This is a genomic window from Paracoccus sp. (in: a-proteobacteria), assembly GCF_030538755.1.
Lineage (GTDB): Bacteria > Pseudomonadota > Alphaproteobacteria > Rhodobacterales > Rhodobacteraceae > Paracoccus.
This window is the reverse complement of the sequence record NZ_JAUNTJ010000006.1, coordinates 78,488-93,169: the sequence shown is the minus strand read 5'-3', so window position 1 is coordinate 93,169 and position 14,682 is coordinate 78,488. Positions and strand designations below refer to the sequence as shown.

At 65.8% G+C, this 14,682-nt stretch carries 13 protein-coding genes; 10 read left to right on the top strand and 3 right to left on the bottom strand.

Annotated features, from left to right (window positions below):
* Window positions 1-3 precede the first annotated feature (3 nt).
* Both Q4G14_RS05635 and Q4G14_RS05630 read left to right on the top strand, forming a co-directional pair.
* Complete coding sequence (locus Q4G14_RS05635; RefSeq protein WP_303360756.1) at window positions 4-1,290, top strand: TRAP transporter large permease; 1,287 nt, start codon at window positions 4-6, stop codon at window positions 1,288-1,290.
* Window positions 1,260-2,963 (top strand): hypothetical protein, encoded by a 1,704-nt coding sequence (locus Q4G14_RS05630; protein WP_303360755.1) that lies wholly within the window; start codon window positions 1,260-1,262, stop codon window positions 2,961-2,963. The genes Q4G14_RS05635 and Q4G14_RS05630 overlap by 31 nt, the downstream gene beginning before the upstream one ends.
* An 11-nt stretch (window positions 2,964-2,974) precedes the next feature.
* Here Q4G14_RS05630 and Q4G14_RS05625 read toward each other — a convergent pair whose 3' ends face one another.
* Window positions 2,975-4,921 (bottom strand): MacB family efflux pump subunit, encoded by a 1,947-nt coding sequence (locus tag Q4G14_RS05625; RefSeq protein WP_303360754.1) that lies wholly within the window; start codon window positions 4,919-4,921, stop codon window positions 2,975-2,977.
* A 1-nt stretch (window position 4,922) separates the two neighbouring features.
* The gene (locus Q4G14_RS05620) at window positions 4,923-6,092 is read right to left on the bottom strand and encodes an efflux RND transporter periplasmic adaptor subunit (protein WP_303360753.1); all 1,170 of its coding nucleotides are present in this window, start codon (window positions 6,090-6,092) and stop codon (window positions 4,923-4,925) included.
* A gap of 183 nt (window positions 6,093-6,275) precedes the next feature.
* Here Q4G14_RS05620 and Q4G14_RS05615 point away from each other — a divergent pair, with 183 nt between their 5' ends.
* The gene (locus Q4G14_RS05615; RefSeq protein ID WP_303360752.1) at window positions 6,276-6,635 is read left to right on the top strand and encodes a hypothetical protein; all 360 of its coding nucleotides are present in this window, start codon (window positions 6,276-6,278) and stop codon (window positions 6,633-6,635) included.
* Window positions 6,636-6,647: 12 nt separating this feature from the next.
* Here Q4G14_RS05615 and Q4G14_RS05610 read toward each other — a convergent pair whose 3' ends face one another.
* A complete protein-coding gene (locus Q4G14_RS05610) occupies window positions 6,648-7,583 on the bottom strand; it encodes a sugar-binding transcriptional regulator (RefSeq protein WP_303360751.1) in 936 nt (311 codons plus the stop codon).
* 104 nt (window positions 7,584-7,687) lie between these two features.
* On the opposite strand from Q4G14_RS05610, the gene Q4G14_RS05605 reads away from it, so the two are divergent.
* The 7 genes from Q4G14_RS05605 (at window position 7,688) to Q4G14_RS05575 (ending at window position 14,671) form a co-directional block, all read left to right on the top strand.
* A complete protein-coding gene (locus Q4G14_RS05605; RefSeq protein WP_303360750.1) occupies window positions 7,688-9,004 on the top strand; it encodes a sugar ABC transporter substrate-binding protein in 1,317 nt (438 codons plus the stop codon).
* A 61-nt stretch (window positions 9,005-9,065) separates the two neighbouring features.
* A complete protein-coding gene (locus tag Q4G14_RS05600; RefSeq protein WP_303360749.1) occupies window positions 9,066-9,935 on the top strand; it encodes a carbohydrate ABC transporter permease in 870 nt (289 codons plus the stop codon).
* A 12-nt stretch (window positions 9,936-9,947) separates the two neighbouring features.
* The gene (locus Q4G14_RS05595) at window positions 9,948-10,772 is read left to right on the top strand and encodes a carbohydrate ABC transporter permease (RefSeq protein ID WP_303360748.1); all 825 of its coding nucleotides are present in this window, start codon (window positions 9,948-9,950) and stop codon (window positions 10,770-10,772) included.
* Window positions 10,773-10,782: 10 nt separating this feature from the next.
* Window positions 10,783-11,781 (top strand): ABC transporter ATP-binding protein, encoded by a 999-nt coding sequence (locus tag Q4G14_RS05590; RefSeq protein ID WP_303360747.1) that lies wholly within the window; start codon window positions 10,783-10,785, stop codon window positions 11,779-11,781.
* On the top strand, window positions 11,778-12,542 hold the full coding sequence (locus tag Q4G14_RS05585; protein ID WP_303360746.1) for an L-iditol 2-dehydrogenase: 765 nt from the start codon (window positions 11,778-11,780) through the stop codon (window positions 12,540-12,542). The genes Q4G14_RS05590 and Q4G14_RS05585 overlap by 4 nt, the downstream gene beginning before the upstream one ends.
* Before the next feature lie 3 nt (window positions 12,543-12,545).
* Window positions 12,546-14,006 (top strand): mannitol dehydrogenase family protein, encoded by a 1,461-nt coding sequence (locus tag Q4G14_RS05580; protein WP_303360745.1) that lies wholly within the window; start codon window positions 12,546-12,548, stop codon window positions 14,004-14,006.
* The gene (locus Q4G14_RS05575; protein WP_303360744.1) at window positions 14,003-14,671 is read left to right on the top strand and encodes an HAD family phosphatase; all 669 of its coding nucleotides are present in this window, start codon (window positions 14,003-14,005) and stop codon (window positions 14,669-14,671) included. The genes Q4G14_RS05580 and Q4G14_RS05575 overlap by 4 nt, the downstream gene beginning before the upstream one ends.
* Window positions 14,672-14,682 lie beyond the last annotated feature (11 nt).

Here is a 14,682-nt window from a genome sequence, read left to right as displayed (position 1 = left end):
CCGATGATTACCCTGATGATCGTGGCCTTTCTGGTCTTTGTTGCCATCGGTGTGCCGGTGGCCTTTGCGCTGGGGCTGTCGGCCTTTGTCGCCCTGGGCATCCTTGGCCCCTATCCGTTGCTGGTGATCCCCAAGGAAATGTTTTCGGGGATCGACAGTTTCCCCTTGCTGGCGGTGCCGTTCTTTGTTCTGGCGGCGGAAATCATGTCGGCAGGGGCGATTTCGCAGGCGCTGCTGCGCTTTGCCACGCAATTCGTCGGCCATCTGCGCGGCGGTCTGGGCCATGCCAACGTGCTGTCGCAGACGCTGTTCGCGGGCATTTCCGGGTCGGCATTGGCCGATGCCGCCGGGCCGGGCGCGATCATGACCCGCATGATGGAGCGCGGTGGCTATGACCGCGCCTATGCCGGGGCGCTGACCATTTCCAGCGCGGTGGTGGGACCGATCATCCCGCCCTCGATCACGATGATTATCTATGCGCTTCAGGATCAGCGGGTTTCGGTCGGGTCGCTGTTCATGGCGGGCATCCTGCCGGGCCTGCTGATTTCGGCCAGCATGGCGGTGGTCAACGCCATCATCAGCCGCCGCCGCAACTATCGCGGCACCGGCAACCGCCCCGGCTGGGGCGAAATCGGGCGCACATCCCTGTATGCCCTGCCCTCGCTGCTGCTGATCGTGATGATCGTGGGCGGCATCCGCAGCGGTATCACCACCCCGACCGAGGCATCGGTGATGGCCGTGTTCTATGCGCTGGTCATCAGCTCGGTCATCTATCGCAGCCTGTCGCTGGCGGCGCTGTGGGATGCGCTGCGCCGCGCGGCCATCATGTCGGTGGCGGTGCTGCTGATCCTTGCATCCGCCCGCGCCTTTGCCTGGGTGCTGATTATCGAGGGCGTGCCGCAGGCCCTGGCGCAGCATGTCGTCGCGCTGGAGCTGTCGCCGATCATGTTCCTGCTGGCGGTGAACGTGCTGCTGCTGATCTTTGGCATGTTCATGGACCCGCTGCCGGGGGTGATGATCCTTGTGCCGATCCTTGCGCCGATTGCCTATTCGCTGGGGATTGCGCCGAACCATTTCGCCATCGTCGTGATCGTGAACCTGACCTTTGGGCTGCTGACACCGCCCGTGGGCGGGCTGATCTTTGTGATTTCCGCCGCCACCGGGCAAAGGCCGGGCGCGCTGATCCGCGAATTGCCGCCGTTTCTGGCCGCGGCGCTGCTGGTTCTGCTGGTGCTGACCTTTGTGCCGGCGCTGTCCACATGGCTGCCGGCACTGGGCGGTTATCGCTGATGATCCGGGCCGGGCGCCTCATCGCGCTGGCGGTGATCGCGGCCATGGGCGCGGGGGCGGGGGCGGGCGCAGCCGGGGCACAGACACATCCGCTGATGCTGAACGGGCAGGTCTCGGACGGGGGGGCCGGGTTGCGGCTGGACTGGCCCACCGCGCCGCGCGGCATGGCGCAGGTGTTCCGCCGCGATCTGGGGCAGAGCGGGCCGCAGACATGGCAGCCCGTCCCCCGGCAGCCCGGCACCGCGCGCCTGTTCACCGACGACCTGCCCGCCGGGGTCGCGCGCGAATATCAGGTGCGGATCGACGGCACCCGCCCGGCCACCGCCGTCTGGGCCGCCGGGCATCAGGTGCCCGCGCTGGCCGATCAGGGCGTGGCGCTGATGGTCGTCGATGACACGCTGGCAGACGATCTAGCCACGTCGCTGGACCTGTTCCAATCCGATCTGACCGGCGCGGGATACCGGGTCACGCGCCATTTGTCGCCGCGCGCCGCCGATGACCCGGCCGACAACCTTGGCCGCGCCATGGCGCTGCGCCGCTGGATCACCGCGCAGTTCCGCGCCGACCCGGAAACGCCGCATACGGTGATCCTGATCGGGCACCTGCCGATTGTCCGCACCGGCCGGGTGAACCCCGATGGCCACGACCCTCATGCCGTGCCGACCGATCTGTTCTATGCCGACCCGGACGGGTTCTGGCCCTCGGCCCCCGGCGCGGATGGCACGCCGCAACTGATCCCCGGCACCCTGCCCGCCGATGGCATCCGTATGCAGATCGGGCGCATCGACTTTGCCCTGCTGGACGACCGTTTCGGCGGCGAGTTACCCCTGCTGCGCGCCTATTTCGACCGCAATCACCGCTGGCGGCACGGGCAGGTCGGTGATCCGCGCCGCGCCTATGCGGGCAGCAATCATCTGATGGTCGAACGCAATGCGGTGAACAATATCGTTGGCCCGGATGCGGTGACGGCGGGCGGGCATCACGATACGGCAGGCGGCGGCCCCTATCTGATCGGCGTCGATTTCGGCCAGTGGGGCGGCGGAGGCTATCACGCCCTGCCCCCGTCCGAGGCCGCCTTTACCATCAATTTCGGCAGCGCCAAGCATCGCTTTGACCAGCGCAACAACGCCATGACCGCGCTGCTGGCGCAGCCCGGCCCGCTGGCTGTCGGCTGGGGCGGAAGGCCCGCGTGGCAGTTGCACGGCATGGCCCTGGGCGAAAGCATCGGGCAGGCGCATCTGCGCACGGTCAACAATGGCCATGCCTCGCGCGGGGGGCTGGAAACGCGCGACTATCCGGCGAATGGCAATTACGACTGGCTGAACCCGCCCTGGGTGAACCTGCTGGGCGACCCGACGCTGCGCCCCTTTCCTCTGCCGCCGGTCCGCGACGCACAGGCCCGGACCACGCCGCAGGGCACCCACCTGCGCTGGACCCTGCCGGACGGGGCCGAGGGCGCGCTGATCCTGCGTGCCGAGGGCGACGACCCCTATCGCCCGCTGAACGGCGGCGCGCTGGCCGCAACCGACTATCTGGACCGGGAACCGCCGCCGGGCGCGCGTTACCTGATCCGGGCCAGCGGGCTGGCGCAGGTCCATGCCGGATCTTTCCACCGGCTGGCGCAGGGCATCGCAATCGCGCCGGATGCCCCGCCTTTCCAGCCCGCCCCCTGACCGCGCCGCCGCTATTCGCGGCTCAGCGCCACCACCGGGTCAAGCTGCGCCGCCGACCGGGCAGGCAGGAACCCAAAGGTGATGCCGATCAGCGTCGATGACAGGAAGGCGGCCACGATGGACAGCGGCGATATGGTCAGCGGCACAGTCGGCGCGACAGATGTAATCAGGCTGGCCAGCCCAACCGCCGTGGCGATCCCCAGCAAACCGCCGATGATGCAGACCAGCACCGCCTCGATCAGGAATTGCGCGATAATGTCGGACCGCCGCGCGCCGATGGCGATGCGGACACCGATTTCCTTGGTCCGTTCCGTCACCGACACCAGCATGATGTTCATCACCCCGATGCCCCCCACCAGCAGAGAAATCACCGCAATCGCCGCCACCAGCAGCGTCAGCGTCTGCGTGGTCGAGGTGATCGTCTGCCGGATCGTATCGCTGTTCATCATGAAAAAATCTTCGACGCCGTGGCGGCTGCGCAGCAGATCGGTCAGTTCCTCTTGCGCCTGCTGGCTGTCATAGCCGTCGGCCACCTGCACGGTGATGCTGTCCAGATATTTCTGCCCCGACACCCGCGACATGACGGTGGTGTAAGGCAGCCAGACGTTCAGCGACGAGGGGCCAAAGCTGGCCCCGCCAAGCCGGACGACGCCGATCACCCGCGCGGGCACCCGGCCCAGATGCAGTACCTGCCCGACCGGATCGACGCCCGTGCCGAACAGGGTGGTGGCGGTGTCTTCGTCGATGACGGCGAATTGCGACAGGCCGGTGATGTCGCTGGCGTCGAACAGGCTGCCCGACACGGTGTCATAGGAATGCAGCGCGAAATAATCGCTGCTGACGCCGCTGATCGTGCTGGAGGCGCTGACATTGCCATAGCGCACCGTTGCCTGCGACGACACGGCGGGCGACACTCCGGCGACGTAATCCTGCAAGGCGATGGCATCGGCATCGGATGGTATCAGCGTTTCGATCCGCCCGGCATCGCGCGCGCCAAAGCCGCTGCCCGCGCGGATGGTGATGGTGTTCGTCCCCAGCGAGGAAATATCCTGCAAGACCTTTTCCTGCGTGCCGGTGCCCAGCCCCACCACCAGCACGACCGAGGCGATGCCGATGATGATCCCCAGCATGGTCAGAAAACTGCGCATCCGGTGCGCCATCAGCGCGGTCACGCCCATGTTGAACGCCTCGCGCAGGCGGGTCAGCACCGAAAAGGCCGAGGCGCTGCGGGTCGGGGCGTCAACCCGGCGGGCGGCATCGGCGCGCCCGCTGTCGGCGATGATGACGCCGTCGCTGATTTCAATGGTGCGGCTGGCCTGGGCGGCGACCTTGGGATCATGCGTCACCATGATGATGGTGTGGCCGTCGCGGTTCAGATCTTCCAGCAGGCGGATCATCTCGGCGCTGCTTTTGCTGTCCAGCGCGCCGGTGGGTTCGTCAGCCAGAATCACCTCGCCGCCGTTCATCAGCGCGCGGGCAATCGACACGCGCTGCTGCTGGCCGCCCGACAACTGGCCGGGGCGGTGATCCAGCCGCCGCCCCAGCCCCAGCCGGGTCAGCAGATCGGTGGCCCGCTGCCGCCGGGCGCTGCGGCCTTCGCCGGCATAGATGGCCGGCACCTCGGTATTGCCGACCGCATCCAGATCGCCCAGCAACTGATACCGCTGAAAGATGAAACCGAAATGTTCGCGCCGCAATTGCGCCTGTTCGTCGGGGTCCAGCGTGCTGACATCGCGCCCGGCAAAGCGATAGCTGCCGGTGGTGGCCCGGTCCAGACAGCCCAGAATGTTCATCAGGGTGGATTTGCCCGACCCCGATTCCCCGATGATGGCGACAAATTCGCCCGGCCATATGTCCAGATCGACGCCCGACAGAACGGTGATCTGATCCTCGCCCGCCGGAAAGCTGCGCGAGATGCCGCGCACCGAAACCAGCGGCGCATCAGCGACCGCGCTCATCCTAAAATCCCATCGGCGGGGGCGGGCCGCCCTGATCGGTGCTGGTCGATGCCGGGGCCAGCGCCACGCCGGTCACGACCGCCTGCCCTTCGGTCAGCCCCGACCGGATTTCCGCCAGCACCTTGTTGTTCAGCCCCACCGTGACCGGCTGCTGCGTGGTCTGCCCGGTGGCGGCGTCATACAGCTCGACATAGGTGCCCTGCGCATCCATCTGCACCGCCGAGGACGGCACCACCAGCACATCATCGGCCCGCGCCAGTTCCACCGAAACCTGCGCCGTCATGCCGATGCGCAGCCGCCCGTCGCTGTTATCCACCTCTAGCGTGGCGTTGTAATAGATGGCGCTGTCGGTGGACAAAGTGTCGGTGGTCTCGATCTCGGATGGCGCGGGTTCGATGCTGCGCACAACGGCGTGGAACGGCTGATCCGGCGCCCCCAGCGTGGTAAAGGTCACGTTCTGGCCGACAGCGACATTCATCACATCCGCCTCGGATATTTCCGCCTTGACCAGCATGGTGGCCAGATCGGCCAGCTTGACGATGGTCGGCGCGGCCTGCACCGCGTTCACCGTCTGGCCCTGCCGGGTGACGATGGCGACCACGGTGCCGCTGATCGGCGCGGTGATCCGGGTGCGGTCCAGTTCCATCTGCGCATTGGCCACCGTCACCGCCGCACTGTCGCGCTGCGCCTGCAACGAAGCGATCTCGGCGACGTAAACCTGCACATCCGCCGTGGCGCTTTCGACCGATTCCTGCGAGGCAAGGCTTTGCGTCCCCAGCCGCTGCGCACGGGTCAGCGCCAGCTCCGCGCGGTTCAGCACCGCCTGCCGGGCGGCGATCTGCGCCTCGATATTGGCCAGCGCGGCCTGCGCCTGCAAAACGGTGTTTTCCTGATCGCGCGAATCAATCTGCGCGATCAGATCGCCTGCGGTGACGGACTGGCCCAGTTGCACGGCCAGCGTTTCGATCTGGCCCGACACCCGTGCCCCGACGCTGACCAGCTCGCGCGCCTCCAGCATCCCCGATGCCAGCACTGTTTCCGCGACATCGCCCATCCGGGCCTGCGCCGTGACCGGCGGCTGTTCTTCGCCGCCACGCTGGCTGGACCACAGCCACAGCGCCGCGCCCGCCAGCACCACCAGCAGCAGGATATGAAGTTTGCGCAATTTCATCCGCACGATCCGTTCTGTTCTTTTGGTGCAAGTGTCACCTGCGCCGCCCCGATTCAAGGTGAGTCGTGTCACGATGACGCGCGCCGCGGCTCTCGACACAGTGACGCGGCGTGATCGTTGGCAGGTTCAAATCCGCCGCCGGACCGGGTTATGATCCGCGCAACAGGTTTGCAGGTGCCCCCGATGATGAAATCCACGCTGTTGATTTTGACCCTGATGGCCGATGACGGCACGCGCATCACCATGTCCAGCTATGACAGCCCCGACGCCTGCGAGGGCGCGCGCGAGGTGGTGACGCAGGTTCTGGCCGATGCGGGGCAGGAAATGCTGGTGGCGATGTGCGGCGAAACCGACGTAAGGGTGACGCCCTATGTCCACGGCGCCCCGCGCCGGGCCGAGGTGAACCGTTTCCGCGTCGAACTGCCCCAGACCGGGGGCTTTACCGTCACACCGCTGACCGATGAACCCTGCGAGGACGCGCCCGACGCCGATCCGGCGGTCTATTGCACCCTGTCGGCGCAGCGGGTGATCGCGGGGAACTAGGGTCGCGCCCCCTTACCCCGCCACCTGCGCCAGCAGCCATGCGGCGCTGTCGGTATCGGTCAGCAGCCCGTTGACCAGCCCGCCGCGCAGCGCGCCAAGCGCGGCCTCGCGCCGTTCGGGGCCGTGGGCGGCGGCGGCGACCAGCGCGCGGTCCAGCCCCGGCAACCGGGCCGAGGCGACGCGGCCATCCGCAGGCAGCCACGCGCCCGCGCTGTCGTAGCAACGGCCCAGAATCTCGCCCACGGCCCCCTGATCGCGCAGGCTCTGCACCTCGGGTTCGGACAGAAAGCCGTCGGCGACCAGCGGGGCATAGCTGCCCAAGGCCCCCAGCCCGATCACCGCCACATCGGCGCGATGCGCCATGTCCATCACGCGGGCGATGCCGGGCTGGCGGTGCAGGGCGGCGCGTTCCTCGGGGCTGGTGGCGATCACCGGCACCATCAGCGGAAAGCTGGGCGCTGTCACCATCTCTGACAGCGAAAACAGCACGTTATAATAGGCAGCTGATCCGTCTGGCGCGATATTGCCGGTCAGCGATACGATCCGGTGGCGCGGACAATCCAGCCGCGACATCTGCGCCACCGCCGCGCGCAGGGTGCGCCCGGTGCCGATGGCCAGCGTGACCGGATCGGGGCGCGACAGCTCGGTCTCGATCAGATCGGCCACGTCCATCGCCACGCCGGTCATCCCGGCGGCGGCAGGCGACACCCGCGCCATCCGCAGCCCGAAACGCACCTTCAGCGCCTCGGCCAGATCCAGACATTCCGCCAGCGGGTGATTGATTCGCACCTTGACCATGCCCGACGCCATCGCCTGCGCAACCAGCCGCTGCGCGGTCTGGCGCGACACACCCATTTCGCGGGCGATTTCGTCCTGCGTCAGCCCGGCAACATAAGACAGCCACGCCGCCTGCGCCGCCTGATCCAGCTTGCGATCATTCCGTGCCATCCGGCCCCCTGCGCGGCAGATTCAAGATTCAATTTGACAAGCATAGCAGATAATGTGAGCATTTGCCCATAGGAAGGGCAAATGCCGTGCCCGGAGGAGGAAATATGAAGCACCCGATGCGCGCCCTGCTGGGCGCCTGCGCTGTCATGGCACTGGCCGCGCCCGCCATGGCCGAAACCATCACCATCGCCACCGTGAACAACGGCGACATGATCCGTATGCAGCGGCTGGCCGGCGAATTCACCGCCGCCCACCCCGACATCACGCTGAACTGGGTCACGCTGGAAGAAAACATCCTGCGCGAGCGTGTGACCACCGACATCGCCACCCGTGGCGGCCAGTATGACGTGCTGACCATCGGCAATTACGAAGTGCCGATCTGGGCCGCGCAGGAATGGCTGGTGCCGATGACCGACATGCCCGAAGGCTATGACACCGACGACATCCTGCCCGCCGTGCGTCAGGCGCTGTCGGTGAACGACACGCTGTATGCCGCGCCCTTCTATGGCGAATCAGCGATCGTGATGTATCGCACGGATCTGGCGCAGGCCGCCGGTGTGACCATCCCCGAAAACCCGACCTGGACCGACATCAAGACCGCCGCCGCCGCGATGACCGACAAGGGCGCGGAACAATACGGCATCTGCCTGCGCGGCAAGCCGGGCTGGGGCGAAAACATGGCCTTTTTGACCGCCATGTCCAACAGCTATGGCGCGCGCTGGTTCGATATGGCGTGGAAGGCCCAGTTCGACAGCCCGGAATGGGCCGAAACCCTGACCGATTATCTGACGATGCTGACCGAATACGGCCCGCCCGGCGCGTCGTCGAACGGGTTCAACGAAAACCTGTCGCTGTTCCAGCAGGGCAAATGCGGCATCTGGATCGACGCTTCGGTGGCGGCCAGCTTTGTGACCGACCCGGAAAATTCGACCGTGGCCGAACATGTCGGCTTTGCCACCTTCCCCAACAAGGACGGCGTGGACAATCACGGCAACTGGCTGTGGTCGTGGAACCTGGCCATCCCGGCATCGTCCAGATCGCAGGACGCCGCGAAAACCTTTATCGCCTGGGCCACCAGCAAGGATTACACCAACCTTGTGGCCGAGCGCGAGGGCTGGCGCGCCGCCCCGCCCGGCACCCGCACTTCGCTGTATGAAAGCGCCGATTATCAGGCGGCGGCATCCTTTGCGCCGATCACGCTGGCGGCGATGGATGCGGCCAATACCGCCAAGGCTTCGGTGCAGGATGTGCCCTATACCGGCGGCCAGTTCGTCGCGATCCCGGAATTTCAGGGCATCGGCACCGCGGTCGGCCAGCAATTCGCCGCCGCACTGGCCGGGCAGACCACGGCAGACGCGGCGCTGAGCGCGGCGCAAGCCACCGCCACCCGCGAAATGGCCCGTGCCGGTTATCCGAAATAAGACCAACCCGCGCCGCCCCTGACCGGGCGGCGCTTTTCCCTTTGTCCAAAGGACGCGCGCCATGGCCACAAGGCAAACGGCCCGGATTGCCCGACTGATGCGGATGCCCGCGATTATCCTGCTGCTGATCTGGATGGTCGTGCCGCTGGGTATGACGCTGTATTATTCGTTTCTGAATTACAACCTGCTGATGCCCGGACAGACCAGTTGGGCCGGCTGGTTCAACTATCAGTATTTCTACTCGGACCCGGCCTTCTTTGAATCCATCCGCAATACGCTGGTTCTGGTGCTGGGGGTGCTGGCGATCACGGTGATCGGCGGCATCGGCATCGCCATGCTGATCGACAAGCCGATCTTTGGTCAGGGGATCGTGCGCATCCTTGTGATCTCACCGTTCTTCGTGATGCCGCCGGTCGCGGCGCTGATCTGGAAGAACATGATCATGCACCCGAGTTACGGCGTTTTTGCTGATATCGCCCGTTTCATCGGCGTGTCGCCGGTAGACTGGTTCGCGCAATATCCGCTGTTTTCGATCATCGTCATCGTGGCCTGGCAATGGCTGCCCTTTGCCACGCTGATCCTGCTGACCGCGCTGCAATCACTGGACAGCGAACAGATCGAAGCGGCGGAAATGGACGGCGCAGGTGCCTGGGCGCGGTTCACCCATCTGGTGCTGCCGCATATGGCGCGGGCGATCACCGTGGTCGTGCTGATCCAGACCATCTTTCTGCTGGGCGTCTATGCCGAAATCCTTGTCACCACCAACGGCGGGCCGGGCAATGCCTCGACCAACCTGACCTTCCTGATCTATCGCGCGGCGCGTCTGAATTTCGACGTGGGCGGCGCGGCGGCAGGCGGGATCATCGCCGTGGTGCTGGCCAATATCGTGGCGCTGTTCCTGATGCGCGCCGTCGGCAAGAATCTGGATTAAGGGGGCACCATCATGGCACGCGCGATCCCGCAACGCAGCCGCATCCTGTGGACCATCGCCGCATGGTTCGTGGCGCTGCTGCTGTTCTTTCCGATCCTTTACACGATCATCACCAGCCTCAAGACCGAACAAGAGGCGATTTCCGGCTTTGCCCTGATCCCGTCCTTTACGCTGGACAGCTTTCAGGCGGTGCAGTCGCAGAACAACTATTTCCTGCCCTTCATGAACTCGGTCATCATTGCGGTCGGCTCTACGGTGCTGGCGCTGATCGTGGCGATCCCGGCGGCATGGGCGATGGCCTTTTCGCCGACCAAACGCACGAAAGACATCCTGATGTGGATGCTGTCCACCAAGATGATGCCCGCCGTCGCGGTGCTGGTGCCGATCTATCTGATCTTTCTGCGCACCGGGCTGATGGATACGCGCATCGGCCTGACGATCATGCTGATGCTGATTAACCTGCCGATCGTGGTCTGGATGCTGTATACCTATTTCCGCGAAATCCCCGGCGAGATACTGGAGGCGGCGCGGATGGACGGCGCCACCCTGCGCGATGAAATCGTGCATATCCTGACGCCGATGGCGGTGCCCGGCATCGCATCCACCATGTTGCTGAATATCATTCTGGCGTGGAACGAAAGCTTCTGGACCATCCAGTTGACCACCACCAACGCCGCGCCGCTGTCAGCCTTTATCGCCAGCTTTTCCAGCCCGCAGGGGCTGTTCTGGGCGAAACTGTCGGCGGCCTCTGTCATGGCCATCGCGCCGATCCTGATTATGGGCTGGTTCAGCCAGAAACAACTTGTCCGCGGCCTGACCTTTGGCGCGGTGAAATAAGGGGACAATCATGGGCAGCATTACGCTGAAACAGGTCCGCAAGACCTTTGGCGATGTCGAGGTGATCCCCGGCGTCGATCTGGACATCGCCGAGGGCGAATTCGTCGTCTTCGTCGGCCCCTCGGGCTGCGGCAAATCCACGCTGCTGCGGCTGATCGCGGGGCTTGAGGATGTGACCTCGGGGCAGATCCTGATTAACGGGCGCGACGTCACCGATAACGCCCCGGCCAAGCGCGGGCTGGCGATGGTGTTCCAGTCCTATGCGCTGTATCCGCATATGTCGGTGCGCAAGAACATCGCCTTTCCGCTGAAAATGGCCAAGATGCCGCAGGCCGAACAGGATGCGCGGGTGGAAAACGCCGCCCGCATCCTGAACCTGACCGATTATCTGGAACGCCGCCCCGGCCAGTTGTCGGGCGGTCAGCGTCAGCGTGTCGCCATCGGCCGGGCCATCGTGCGCGAACCGGCGGCGTTTCTGTTCGATGAACCGCTGTCCAATCTGGATGCCGCGCTGCGGGTGAACATGCGCGTCGAAATCAGCGAGTTGCACAACAAGCTGGCCACCACGATGATCTATGTCACCCACGATCAGGTCGAAGCGATGACCATGGCCGACAAGATCGTGGTGCTGCGCGCGGGGAACGTGGAACAGGTCGGCAGCCCGCTGGAACTGTATAACAAGCCGCGCAACCGCTTTGTCGCCGGGTTCATCGGCAGCCCGAACATGAACTTTATCGAGGGCGAGGGCGCGGCCCGCCACGGGGCCCACACCATCGGCGTGCGCCCCGAACATTGGCGCATGTCCCTGACCGAGGGCGAATTTGCCGGCACCGTCGGCGTGGCCGAACATCTGGGGTCGGACACCTTCCTGCATGTCGATCTGGACGGCGCGGGCAAGGTGATCGCACGGGCCAGCGGCGAATTTCCGGTCAGCCACGGCGACCGCGTGTTCCTGACCCCGCAAGAGGGGCGCATCTATAAATTCGACGCACAGGGGCTGGCCGCATGAGGTTGCAAGGCAAAACCGCCCTTATCACCGGCGCGGCGCGCGGCATCGGCCGCGCCTTTGCCCAAGCCTATATCCGCGAGGGCGCGCGGGTAGCGATTGCCGACATCAACGCCGATGGCCTGCGCGCCACCGCCGCTGAAATCGGCGCGGTTCCCGTCGTCATGGATGTGACCGATCAGGCCAGCATCGACGCGGGCGTGGCGCAGGCCGCGCAGGAACTGGGCGGCATCGACATTCTGGTGAACAACGCCGCGCTGTTCGATCTGGCCCCCATCGTGGACATCACCCGCGCCAGCTATGACCGGCTGTTCGCGATCAATGTCGGCGGCACCCTGTTCACCATGCAGGCGGTGGCACGGCACATGATCGAACGCGGGCGCGGCGGCAAGATCATCAACATGGCCTCTCAGGCCGGGCGGCGCGGGGAACCGCTGGTCGCGGTCTATTGCGCCACCAAGGCCGCCGTTATCAGCCTGACCCAATCGGCGGGGCTGAACCTGATCGCCCATGGCATCAACGTCAACGCCATCGCGCCCGGCGTGGTGGATGGCGAACATTGGAACGGCGTGGACGCCAAATTCGCCGAATACGAAAACAAACCCCGTGGCCAGAAAAAGGCCGAGGTCGGTGCCTCTGTCCCCTTTGGCCGCATGGGCACCGCAGACGACCTGACCGGCATGGCCATTTTCCTTGCCACCCCTGAGGCCGATTACATCGTCGCCCAGACGTATAACGTCGATGGCGGCAACTGGATGAGCTGACCGATGACCAGACTGAACAACGCCAATCTTGCGGCCCTCGACGCCGCCACCCCCACTTATGACCGCGCGGGCCTGACGGGTGGTATCGTGCATTTCGGCATGGGCAACTTTCACCGCGCGCATCAGGCGGTTTACCTTGACCGGCTGATGAACACCGGCAAGGGCCACGACTTTGCCATTATCGGCGCGGGCGTCATGCCCGGCGATGCGCGGATGCGCGATGCGCTGGCCGGGCAGGATTACCTTTATACCGTGGTCGAACAATCGGCCCAGCAGTCCGACCCGCGCGTGATCGGTGCCATGATCGACCACCTGCCCGCCGCCGATGGCGCGGCGATTGTGGCCAAGCTGGCCGATCCGGCGGTAAAAATCGCCAGCCTGACCATTACCGAGGGCGGCTATTTCATCGACGCCGCCACCGGCCATTTCGACCCGGCGCATCCCGCGATCGCCGCCGACGGGGCCGCGCCCGACACGCCGAAAACCGTGTTCGGGATGCTGGTCGCCGGGTTGCGGGCGCGCCGCGCGGCGGGCACCGCGCCCTTTACCGTCATGTGCTGCGACAACATCCCGCATAACGGCGTGGTCACACGTCAGGCGGTGGTGGAAACCGCCCGCCTGTCCGACCCCGAACTGGCCGATTGGATCGCCGCCAACGTCGCCTTCCCCAACGGCATGGTGGACCGCATCACCCCCGCCACCACCGACCGCGAACGCGCCCTGATCCGCGAGATGGGCATTGACGACGACGCCCCGGTCTTTGCCGAGGATTTCATCCAATGGGTGCTGGAAGACAACTTCCCCGCCGGTCGCCCCGCGCTGGAAGATGTGGGGGTCGAATTCGTCGATGACGTCACCCCGTGGGAACTGATGAAAATCCGCATCCTGAACGGCGGCCATGCGGTCATCGCCTATCCCGCCGGGCTGATGGACATTCACTTCGTGCATGAGGGCATGGAAAACGATCTGGTCCGCGCCTTTCTGGACAAGGTGGAAACGACCGAGATCATCCCCGCCGTGCCGCCCGTTCCGAACACCGACCTCAGCGCCTATTTCGCCAAGGTCAAGGAACGCTGCGCCAATCCGAAGATCGGCGATACGATCCGGCGGCTGTGTCTGGACGGGTCCAACCGCCAGCCCAAGTTCATCATCCCGACCATCGCCGACCGTCTGGCGCAGGGTCTGCCGGTCGAGGGGCTGGCGCTGGAATCGGCGCTGTGGTGCCGCTATTGCGCGGGCCAGACCGACAGCGGCGCGGTGATCGAGCCGAACGACCCCAACTGGGACCGCCTGACCGCCGCCGCGCAGGCCGCCAAGGCCGACCCCGCCGCATGGCTGGGCATGGCCGACATCTATGGCGCAACGGGCCGCGATCCGCGCTTTGCCGAACCCTTTGCCCGCTGGCTGGCGATGCTGTGGGAACGCGGCACGGCTGACACGCTGCGGACCTATCTGGCGCAATGACCGCGTTCATCTTTGACTGCGACGGCGTTCTGGTGGACAGCGAGCCGCTGTCCGTCGCCGAACTGGGCGTGACCCTGCGCGATGCCGGGGCTGCGATCAGCGATCAGGAGATCTTCGATCGCATGATCGGGCGGCCCATTGCCGAAATCGTTGCCATCGTCGCCGCCGAAACCGGGGCCGATGCCACCCCGTTGCTGCCCGATTACCGCGACCGGCTGCGGGCGCGCTTCGATGCGGAATTGCAGCCGATTCCGGGCATCCGCGATGCGATCCGCGCGCTGCCGCCGGGGCCGCGGGCGGTGGCCTCGTCCTCGACCCTGCCGCGGCTGGATCACTGCCTGCGGCTGACCGGGCTGCATGACCTGTTCGCGCCGCATATCTTTTCGGCCACGCAGGTGGCGCGCGGCAAGCCCGCGCCCGACCTGTTCCTGTTCGCCGCCGCGCAACTGGGCACGCCGCCGCAGGATTGCATCGTCATCGAGGACAGCCCCGCAGGCATCCGCGCCGCCAAGGCCGCCGGGATGCGCGTCATCGGCTTTCTGGGCGGCGGCCACGCCCGCGCGGCGCATCTGGCCGCGCGCCTGCCCGCACTGAACCCCGACGCCATCATTGCAAGTGCCGCCGAATTGCCCGAAACCTTGGCTGCCATGATGACCACCGCCTGAGGAGAGAGCGC

What these genes read in the sequence shown, in the direction of transcription:
- Q4G14_RS05615 (WP_303360752.1), top strand. Translation starts at nt 6,276, where the DNA reads ATGATGAAATCCACGCTGTTGATTTTGACCCTGATGGCCGATGACGGC.
- Q4G14_RS05580 (WP_303360745.1), top strand. Translation starts at nt 12,546, where the DNA reads ATGACCAGACTGAACAACGCCAATCTTGCGGCCCTCGACGCCGCCACC.
- Q4G14_RS05605 (WP_303360750.1), top strand. Translation starts at nt 7,688, where the DNA reads ATGAAGCACCCGATGCGCGCCCTGCTGGGCGCCTGCGCTGTCATGGCA.
- Q4G14_RS05590 (WP_303360747.1), top strand. Translation starts at nt 10,783, where the DNA reads ATGGGCAGCATTACGCTGAAACAGGTCCGCAAGACCTTTGGCGATGTC.
- Q4G14_RS05575 (WP_303360744.1), top strand. Translation starts at nt 14,003, where the DNA reads ATGACCGCGTTCATCTTTGACTGCGACGGCGTTCTGGTGGACAGCGAG.
- Q4G14_RS05625 (WP_303360754.1), bottom strand. Translation starts at nt 4,921, where the DNA reads ATGAGCGCGGTCGCTGATGCGCCGCTGGTTTCGGTGCGCGGCATCTCG.
- Q4G14_RS05595 (WP_303360748.1), top strand. Translation starts at nt 9,948, where the DNA reads ATGGCACGCGCGATCCCGCAACGCAGCCGCATCCTGTGGACCATCGCC.
- Q4G14_RS05600 (WP_303360749.1), top strand. Translation starts at nt 9,066, where the DNA reads ATGGCCACAAGGCAAACGGCCCGGATTGCCCGACTGATGCGGATGCCC.
- Q4G14_RS05635 (WP_303360756.1), top strand. Translation starts at nt 4, where the DNA reads ATGATTACCCTGATGATCGTGGCCTTTCTGGTCTTTGTTGCCATCGGT.
- Q4G14_RS05610 (WP_303360751.1), bottom strand. Translation starts at nt 7,583, where the DNA reads ATGGCACGGAATGATCGCAAGCTGGATCAGGCGGCGCAGGCGGCGTGG.
- Q4G14_RS05630 (WP_303360755.1), top strand. Translation starts at nt 1,260, where the DNA reads ATGGCTGCCGGCACTGGGCGGTTATCGCTGATGATCCGGGCCGGGCGC.
- Q4G14_RS05585 (WP_303360746.1), top strand. Translation starts at nt 11,778, where the DNA reads ATGAGGTTGCAAGGCAAAACCGCCCTTATCACCGGCGCGGCGCGCGGC.
- Q4G14_RS05620 (WP_303360753.1), bottom strand. Translation starts at nt 6,092, where the DNA reads ATGAAATTGCGCAAACTTCATATCCTGCTGCTGGTGGTGCTGGCGGGC.